The following is an 8881-nucleotide window of genomic DNA, read 5'->3' as shown; positions in this document are numbered from 1 at the left end:
ACCCCCGCGCTCGCCCCGGTCACCACCACGGCCTGGGTCATCGCCGCTCCTTCTGGCGGGTCGCGATGTCGGAGAGCCGGGCCAGGGTCTCCCGGTTGCGCAGGTGCAGCACCAGGTCGTTGACCTTGTTACGGACCCAGCGCAGCGGGCCCGCCGCGAACTCCTCCCCGATCCGTACCCGGGTCGCCCCCTCGCCCACGGGTTCGAGGGTGAAGGTCACGATCGCCTCACCGGCCGGCCAGAGCCCGGCCCGCAGGACCAGCCGGTGCGGCGGCTCGCAGAGCAGCACCGTCGAGGCGTCCTGGAGCGAGAACGGCCACGGCCCGGCCCGGTGGTGCAACTGGCTGCCGACCTGTGGCCAGTCCTCGTCCACGTCCCGCACGTGCGTGGTGCCGACGACCCAGTCGCTGTACGTCCACCCGTCGGCGAGCACGGTGAAGACCTGCTGCGGGGGCGCGTCGATAACTTTCTCCACAATCGCCACTGGATGCTCATACCCTCGCCCCGACCGTGGCTAACGGTCCCGACGGGTTAGCTTCTCCGGGGCGACGGGTAAGGCGTGCGCGGGTGGCCGGAGGGTTGGCCGTGGGACGCGCGTGCTGCCGCCGCGTCGAGGCCGACGTTTACTCCCCGGGGCGCAGGGAACCCGCCGCCCGTGCGACAGGACCAGGTCGAGCTGGATCAGCGCAGGTCAGCCCAGGTTTTTGCCGGTGCTGACCGGGTCGCGTCCGGGCCGGCCCTGTTCGACGCCGTACTGCTGGACCGCGACGGCACCCTGGTCGAGGACGTTCCGTACAACGGTGATCCGGAGAAGGTGCGACCGGTGGCGGGGGCGCGGGCCGCGCTGGACCGGCTGCGCGCCGCCGGCCTGCGGCTCGGGGTGGTGACGAACCAGTCGGGCCTCGCGCGAGGTTTCTTCACTCGTGCCCAGATGGAAGCGGTGCACGCCCGGATCGAGCTGTTGCTGGGGCCGTTCGACACGTGGCGCGTGTGCCCGCACGACGACGAGGAGGCGTGCGGCTGCCGCAAGCCGGCACCGGGCCTGGTCCGGGCCGCGGCGAGCGACCTCGGCACGGTCCCGGACCGCTGCGTCATGGTGGGGGACATCGGCCGGGACGTGACGGCGGCGTTGGCGGCCGGCGCCGCGGGGGTGCTGGTGCCGACGCCGGTGACCCGGCCCGAGGAGATCGCCGCCGCCCCGTGGGTCGCGCCCGACCTGCCGGCGGCGGTCGACGAGATCCTGCGCCGGCAGGCCGCCGTCGCGCCGGGTGATCCGCCCTGGCCGATCTCCGTCAGCGCACCGGGCGCCGTCGCGCTCACCGGGGATCCCACGGCCGTGGGCGGCAGCCGGTCGGAGCCGGCGACGGTGGTGGGGCGGGCCGCCGCCACGGGTACCGCGACTGCGGGCCGGCGGGGGACGGTGCTTGTGGTGCGGGCGGACTCGGCGGGGGACGTTCTGGTCACCGGGCCCGCCATCCGGGCCGTCGCGGCCGGCGCGGAGCGCGTGGTGATGCTCTGCGGACCGCGCGGGCGGTCGGCCGCCGAGCTGCTGCCCGGCGTCGACGCGATAGTCGAGCACCGGCTGCCCTGGATCGACCCCGCCCCGGGCCCGGTGGACCCGCGGGACATGCACACCCTCACCGCACGCCTGGCGGCGGTGGGCGCGGACGAGGCAATCCTCTTCACCTCGTTCCACCAGTCGCCGCTACCGCTGGCGCTGCTGCTGCGCGTGGCCGGCGTGCCGCGGATCGCCGCGATCAGCGACGACTACCCCGGAAGCCTGCTCGACCTGCGCCACCGCGTCCCGGTCGGCGTACCCGAGGCCGAACGTGCCCTCTCCCTCGCCGCCGCGGCCGGCTACGGCCTGCCCGCCGGCGACCAGCCCGTGCTCCGGCTGCGCGCCGATGCGGTGCCACGGCCACCGGCCGGGCTCGGACCACCGGGTTACGTCGTGCTGCACCCCGGCTCGTCGGTGCCCAGCCGGGCCTGCCCGCCCGAGCTGGCCGTCCGGATCGGACGGACGCTCACCGACGCGGGCTACCGGCTGGTGGTCACCGGAACGCCGCAGGAACGGGAGTTGACCGCGGCGGTGGCCGGCCCCACCGGCCTGGACCTGGGCGGTCGCACCGGCCTCGCCGAGCTGGCCGGGGTGATCGCCGACGCGGCCGCGGTGGTCGTCGGCAACACCGGCCCGGCGCACGTGGCGGCGGCGTGCGGAGTGCCGGTGGTGAGTCTCTTCGCCCCCACCGTCCCGTTCGGCCAGTGGGGTCCGTACCGGGTGCCCACCGTCCGCCTCGGCGACGCGGCGGCCGCCTGCCGGGACACCCGCGCCGCCAGCTGCTCCGTCCCCGGGCACCCCTGCCTGGCCGCCATCGAACCGGCCGAGGTGGTCGCGGCGTTGCGCCTGCTCGGCGTACCCGCGGGCGGCACCCGGACCACGACCACGGGTCCGGCCGCGACGGCCGCCGCCCGGACCACGAGAAGCGGACCGTACCCGGCCGGCGCGGCGGTGACCGCCACGGGCAGGAGCGGCTGATGAACATCCTGCTCTGGCACGTGCACGGCTCCTGGACCACCGCGTTCGTGCACGGCAGGCACCGCTATCTCGTCCCGGCCACCCCCGACCGGGGCCCGTACGGCCTCGGCCGCGCCCGCACCTACCCCTGGCCGGACACGGCGATCGAGGTCAGCCCCGACGAACTGGCCGGGGCCGACGTCGACGTGGTCATCCTCCAACGCCCCGAGGAGCTCGACCTCGCCGAGGAGTGGCTGGGTCGCCGTCCCGGCCGTGACGTGCCCGCCGTCTACGTCGAACACAACACCCCGAAGGACGGCGACGTCCCGCACAGCCGCCACCCGATGGCCGACCGGGACGACCTGCTCATCGCGCACGTCACCGCGTTCAACCAGCTCTTCTGGGACACCGGGGACACCCGCACCACCGTCATCGACCACGGCATCGTGCCGCCGGCGGTGGAGTACACCGGCGAACTCGACAGGCTCGCCGTCGTGATCAACGAGCCGGTACGCCGCTGGCGGGTGACCGGCACCGACCTGCTGCCGAGGTTCGCCGAGATCGCCCCGCTGGACGTCTTCGGCATGAAGGTGGCCGGGCTGGCCGAGCGGCTCGGCCTGCCGCCCGAGCGGGTGACCAGCCACGACGACGTGCCGCAGTCCCGGATGCACGAGGAGCTGGCGCGGCGGCGCGCGTACCTGCACCTGTGCCGGTGGACCTCGCTCGGGCTGAGCCTTCTCGAGGCGATGTCGATCGGCATGCCGGTCGTCGCGCTCGCCACCACCGAGGCGGTGATGGCCGTACCGCCGGGGGCCGGGGCCCTCGACACCCGCGTCGACACCCTGTTGGACACCACCCGCCGGTTCATGGCCGAACCGGCGCTCGCGCGGCAGGCGGGCTCGGTCGCCCGGGCCGCGGCCCGCGACCGGTACGGCCTCGACCGTTTCCTCGCCGACTGGGACCGGCTGCTGGAGGAGGAAGTATGCGCATCGCGATGATCTCGGAGCACGCCAGCCCGCTCGCCATCCTCGGTGGCGAGGACGCCGGTGGCCAGAACACGCATGTCGCGGAGCTCTCCGCCGCGCTCGTGGCCGCCGGGCACGACGTACGGGTCTACACCCGGCGCGACGCCGTCGACCTGCCGGTCACGGTACGCGCCCCCGACGGGTACGACGTGGTGCACGTACCGGCCGGACCGGCGGAGCCGCTGGCCAAGGACGCGCTGCTGCCGCACATGAAGGAGTTCAGCCGCTGGCTGGTGGAGCGGTGGCGGGGCGGCGACTGGGTGCCCGAGGTGATCCACGCGCACTTCTGGATGAGCGGGCTCGCCGCGCTCGCCGCGGGCCGGCAGACCGGGGTGCCGGTGGTGCAGACGTACCACGCGCTCGGCACCGTGAAGCGCCGCTACCAGGGGGTCCAGGACACCAGTCCGGCCCGCCGGGTCGCGTACGAGCGGGAGCTGGGCCGCTCGGTGGACCGGGTGATCGCCCAGTGCCAGGACGAGGTCGGGGAGCTGGTCCGGATGGGGGTGCCCCGGTCCCGGATGACGGTGATCCCGTCCGGGGTGAACCTGGGCACCTTCGCCCCGCTCGGGCCCGCCGCCGAGCGTGAACCGGGCCGCGCCCGGATCCTGACCGTCGGCCGGCTGGTGGAGCGCAAGGGCTTCCAGACGGTGGTCCGGGCGATGGCGCTGGTGCCCGACGCCGAGTGCGTGGTGGTCGGCGGGCCACCGGTCGGGCTGCTGGAGAGCGACCCGTACGCCCGCCGGCTGCGGGCCCTCGCCGGCACCTGCGGGGTGGCCGACCGGGTACGCCTGGTCGGCGCGGTGCCCCGCGAGGAGATGGGTCGCTGGTACCGCTCGGCGGACATCCTGGTCGCCGCCCCCTGGTATGAGCCGTTCGGGCTCACCCCGCTGGAGGCGATGGCCTGCGGCGTGCCGGTGATCGGCACGGCGGTGGGCGGGCTCAAGGACACCGTGGTCGAGGGGGTCACCGGTGACCTGGTTCCGGCCCGGGATCCGCGTGCCCTGGGCACCGCCATCCAGGGGCTGCTCGACGACCGGATCCGCCGCTTCTCGTACGCCCGGGCGGCGCAGGAGCGGGCGCGCCTGCGCTACTCGTGGGCGGCGACCGCCGAGCGGCTGGTGGGGGTCTACGACGAGGTGGCGGCCGTGCACCGGCCCACCGGGGTGGTGGCGTGATGCCGGCCTCGCTGCTCGACGCCCACCTCGCGAACCTGGCCGCCGCCCTGCTGCCGTACCGGGAGTGCGAACGGCTGCTCGCCCGCTGGGGCGGGACGCTGGCCCGGCGATTGGCCGGTGGTGGGCGACTGCTGGTGGCGGGCAACGGCGGGAGCGCCGCCGAGGCGCAGCACCTGACCGCCGAGCTGGTGGGCAAGCTCCGCGATGACCGCCGGCCCCTGTCCGCCATCGCCCTGCACGCCGAGAGCTCGGCCGTCACCGCCATCGCCAACGACTACGGCTACGACGAGGTCTTCGCCCGTCAGGTACGCGCCCACGGGCGCGCCGGCGACATCCTGCTGCTGCTGTCGACCAGCGGCGCCAGTCGCAACCTGCTCGCCGCCGCCCAGGCCGGCCGGGAGGCGGGGCTGGACTGCTGGGCCTTCACCGGCCCCGCCCCCAATCCGCTCGCCGAGGCGTGCCACGAGGCGCTCGCCATCGCCTCGCCGGACAGTCAGGTGGTGCAGGAGCTGCACCTGGTCTCCAGCCATGTGCTCTGCGAGTACGTCGACGAGGCGCTGCCGGCCGCGCTGGCCGCGGTGGCCGGCGCGCCCGTCGACGGGCCGGCCCGAGAGGGGAGCGTGCGCGCCGGGGTGGAGGTGGTGCTCGACGGCGGAGCCGGGCAACAGGTGCAGGCGCGAGGATGAGGGGGAAGCGTGACGGGACCCGTCGTGGTGATCGGTGACACCCTGCTCGACCGGGACGTCGAGGGGGTGGTCAACCGGCTCTGTCCGGACTCTCCGGTGCCGGTGCTGGACGAGACCGGGTACGTGGACCGGCCCGGTGGCGCCGGCCTGGCCGCGGTCTTCGCCGCCGGCCAGGGCGCCGAGGTGGTGCTGGTGACCGCGCTCGCCGACGACGCCGGTGGGGCCCGGTTGAGCGCGTTGCTGACCGCGGCCGGGGTGCAGGTGTACGCGCTGCCGCTGGCCGGGGCCACGCCGGAGAAGATCCGGTTGCGGGCCGGCGGCCGGGTGCTGCTGCGCCATGACCGGGGCGGCGTTCCGGGTGAGCCGGGCGAACCGGCCGAGGCGGTGCTGCGGGTCATCGCGAACGCCTCCGCCGTCCTGGTCAGCGACTACGGCCGCGGGGTGGCCCGGCAGCCGGCGCTGCGCGCGGCGCTGGCCGCGACGCGGGCGCCGGTGGTGTGGGACCCGCACCCGCGCGGCCCGGCAGCGGTGCCGGGCGTGCACCTGGCCACGCCGAACGAGTCCGAGGCGCGTGAGTTGATTCCGGCGCTGCCCGGGGCGACCCGGCTGGCCACCGCCTCGCGGGGCGCGCAGGGTCTGCGCCGGCGGTGGCGGGCGGGCGCGGTCGCGGTGACCCTCGGCGGGGACGGCGCGCTGCTCTGCCACACCGACTCGACCCCGCTGGTGGTGTCCGCACCTTCCAACGCCGAAGGGGACACGTGCGGTGCGGGCGACCGGTTCGCGGTCGCCGCCGGCCTCGCCCTGGCCCGGGGTGCGCTGGTGTCCGAGGCGGTGCAGGAGGCGGTCGCCGAGGCCTCCGCGTACGTGGCGGCCGGGGGAGTGGCCGCCGCGCTGCCGCCGCCGGTGCGTCCGGAGCCGGGCACGGTCGCCGGTCCGGGCGGGGAGCGGATCGGTCTCGCCGAGGTGGCCGCGGTGCTCGCCGAGGTACGCGCGGCCGGCGGCACGGTGGTGGCCACCGGGGGCTGTTTCGACCTGCTGCACGCCGGGCACGTGGCGACGTTGCAGGCGGCCCGGAAGCTCGGCGACTGCCTGATCGTCTGCCTGAACTCCGACGCCAGCGTGGCCGGGTTGAAGGGGCCGGACCGGCCGGTGGTCCCGCAGGGCGACCGGAGCCGGTTGTTGGCGGCGCTGAGCTGCGTGGACGCGGTCATGATCTTCGACGAGCCGACGCCGCACGCGGCGCTCTCCTGGCTCCGCCCCGACGTCTGGGTCAAGGGCGGTGACTACGCCACCGGCGCCGGCGACACCCCGGCCCTGCCCGAGGCGGAGATCCTGCGCCGCTGGGGCGGGCACACGGTGGTGGTGCCGTACCTGGACGGACGTTCCACCACCGACATGATCGCCGCGGCCCGTGCCGGCGGGCAGCTCGCCGGCGCCTGCTGCACCGCCGCCCGGGCCGCCGACGTCGACTGGTCGACGGCGGCGCCGGCGCCGACCGTGGAGCGGTCGCGATGACGGGCGCCGCGGCCGAGGCCGGCACCACCGTCCTGGTCACCGGCGGGTCGAGCGGGTTGGGCGCGGCGGTGGTGGCGGCGGTGGCCCGTTCCGGCGGCCGTCCGCTGGTGATCGACCGGCAGCCGCCCGGTGACGGGGTGCCGTGGGTCGAGTGCGACCTCGCCGACACCCGGGCCGCCGAGGCGGCCACCCGGCAGCTCGCCGAGCGCTCCGGCGGTCTGGACGCGGTGGTGACCGCGGCCGGGTGGGACGTGCCGGGGCGGCTGGCCGACGTGCCGGCCGAGACCTGGGAGCGGATCGTCGCCGTGGACCTGCTCGCCACCGCGGCGGTGATCAGAGCCGCGCTGCCCTATCTGGAGGCGTCCCGGGGCACCATCGTCACGGTCGCCTCGACGCTCGGCGTCAAGGCGGTCAGCGACGCCACCGCGTACTGCGCGGCGAAGTTCGGGGTGGTCGGCTTCACCCGGGCGCTCGCCGCCGAGCTCGCCGGCGCGGTCGGTGTCACCCTGCTCATTCCCGGCGGCATGCGTACCGCCTTCTTCGACGAGCGCGACGCGCAGTACCGCCCCGGGCCCGACGCGGTGCTCAACGACCCGGCCGACACCGCGGCGGCGGTGATGTTCGCGCTGTCGCAGCCGCCCGGCTGCGCGGTACGGGAGATGGTGGTCTGCGCCGAGCAGGAGTCGTCCTACCCGTGATCCTCGTGCTGCGCGCGCTCGGCGTCGGCGACCTGGCCACCGCCGTCCCGGCGCTGCGCGGGCTGCGGGCCGCCCATCCCGACCGGGAGCTGGTGCTCGCCGCGCCGACCTGGCTGGCGCCCCTCGTCGAGCTGGTCGGCGACGTCGACCGGCTGCTCGACACTCCGGGGTTGGGCCGGATCGGCTGGGACGGGCCGCCGCCGCGGTTGGCGGTGAACCTGCACGGGCGGGGCCCGCAGTCGCACCGGATGCTCGCCGCCGCCCACCCCGGGCGGCTGCTCGGCTTCGCCAACCCGTCGGCCGGGTTCGTCGACGGGCCGGCGTGGGACGAGTCCGAGCACGAGGTGCAGCGCTGGTGCCGGCTGCTGGCCTGGTACGGGATCCCCGCCGACCGGCGCGACCTGACGCTGCGCCGGCCCCCGGCGACCGGCGTGCCGACCGGGGCGAGCGTGCTGCACCCCGGCTCGAAGATCATCGGGAAGCGGTGGCCGGCCGACCGGTTCGCCGCGCTGGCGCGGAGACTCGCCGCGCGGGGTCACCGGGTGGTGCTGACCGGTTCGCCCGACGAACGGGGCCTGGCCGCCCGGGTGGCCGACGCCGCCGGGCTGCCCGCCGACGCCGTGCTGGCCGGACGTACGGGGCTGCGGGAGCTGGCCTCGCTGGTGGCGTACGCCCGGGTCGTGGTGAGCGGGGACACCGGCGTGGCGCACCTGGCGACCGCCTTCGGGACCCCCTCGGTGGTGCTCTTCGGCCCGGTGCCGCCGGCCCGTTGGGGGCCGCCGCCGGACCGGCCCCGGCATCGGGTGATCTGGGCCGGGGAGAGGGATTGGCACAGCTGGGACGGGGTAGGAAGCCACCCGTCATTGACGCTCCTCGGGGTCGACGAGGTGTCGGCGGCCGTGGACGAGGTGGAACGGGTGGAGCGGGAGTCCGGTGCGGTTACGGCGTAGCGACCCGGGTCGGCCCGGGTACCGGCGGCGGCGGCGCGGAACCGGCTGGCTCTTCCTGGACCCGGCCGGTGAGCCGGTGCGGGACCAGGACGAGCTGGCCCGGCTGCGTGCCCTGGTCGTACCGCCGGCGTGGCGGGACGTGTGGATCTGTCCGTGGCCGAACGGGCACATCCAGGCCACCGGCGTGGACGCCGCCGGCCGCAAGCAGTACCTCTACCACCCGACCTGGCGGGAGAAGCGCGACGAGGCGAAGTTCGACCACGTGCTGGAGGTGGCGCGGCGACTGCCGACGTTGCGGGCGCGGGTGGGCCGGGACC

The 8881-nt window shown here is 76.0% G+C and carries 8 protein-coding genes and 1 pseudogene; 8 read left to right on the top strand and 1 reads right to left on the bottom strand.

Annotation, left to right across the window (positions count from 1 at the left end):
* Positions 1-37 precede the first annotated feature (37 nt).
* On the bottom strand, positions 38-484 hold the full coding sequence (locus E1211_RS27715; protein ID WP_132352449.1) for an SRPBCC family protein: 447 nt from the start codon (positions 482-484) through the stop codon (positions 38-40).
* A gap of 171 nt (positions 485-655) precedes the next feature.
* On the opposite strand from E1211_RS27715, the gene E1211_RS27710 reads away from it, so the two are divergent.
* From E1211_RS27710 to E1211_RS27675, 8 genes and pseudogenes are all read left to right on the top strand, one after another.
* The gene (locus tag E1211_RS27710; protein WP_132352447.1) at positions 656-2536 is read left to right on the top strand and encodes an HAD-IIIA family hydrolase; all 1881 of its coding nucleotides are present in this window, start codon (positions 656-658) and stop codon (positions 2534-2536) included.
* On the top strand, positions 2536-3513 hold the full coding sequence (locus E1211_RS27705; RefSeq protein WP_132352445.1) for a glycosyltransferase: 978 nt from the start codon (positions 2536-2538) through the stop codon (positions 3511-3513). Before E1211_RS27710 ends, E1211_RS27705 begins: the two co-directional genes overlap by 1 nt.
* Entirely contained in the window at positions 3498-4715 is a 1218-nt protein-coding gene (locus E1211_RS27700) for a glycosyltransferase (protein WP_132352443.1), read from the top strand. The genes E1211_RS27705 and E1211_RS27700 overlap by 16 nt, the downstream gene beginning before the upstream one ends.
* Entirely contained in the window at positions 4712-5401 is a 690-nt protein-coding gene (locus E1211_RS27695; protein WP_132352441.1) for an SIS domain-containing protein, read from the top strand. Before E1211_RS27700 ends, E1211_RS27695 begins: the two co-directional genes overlap by 4 nt.
* 9 nt (positions 5402-5410) lie before the next feature.
* Positions 5411-6916 carry a PfkB family carbohydrate kinase gene (locus E1211_RS27690; protein ID WP_132352439.1) on the top strand — a complete coding sequence of 502 codons (1506 nt, stop codon included), beginning with the start codon at positions 5411-5413 and terminating at the stop codon, positions 6914-6916.
* Complete coding sequence (locus E1211_RS27685) at positions 6913-7614, top strand: SDR family oxidoreductase (RefSeq protein ID WP_132352437.1); 702 nt, start codon at positions 6913-6915, stop codon at positions 7612-7614. Before E1211_RS27690 ends, E1211_RS27685 begins: the two co-directional genes overlap by 4 nt.
* Positions 7611-8564, top strand: coding sequence for a glycosyltransferase family 9 protein (locus tag E1211_RS27680; RefSeq protein ID WP_132352435.1), 954 nt, complete (start codon positions 7611-7613; stop codon positions 8562-8564). The genes E1211_RS27685 and E1211_RS27680 overlap by 4 nt, the downstream gene beginning before the upstream one ends.
* Positions 8548-8881 (top strand): annotated as a pseudogene (locus E1211_RS27675) (DNA topoisomerase IB); the annotation flags it as partial. The gene E1211_RS27680 and the pseudogene E1211_RS27675, both read left to right, overlap by 17 nt.

Origin of the sequence: Micromonospora sp. 15K316, assembly GCF_004348525.1 — a bacterium.
Taxonomy (GTDB): domain Bacteria; phylum Actinomycetota; class Actinomycetes; order Mycobacteriales; family Micromonosporaceae; genus Micromonospora.
The sequence above is the reverse complement of the archived record's forward strand: the minus strand, read 5'-3'. Positions and strand labels throughout refer to the sequence as shown.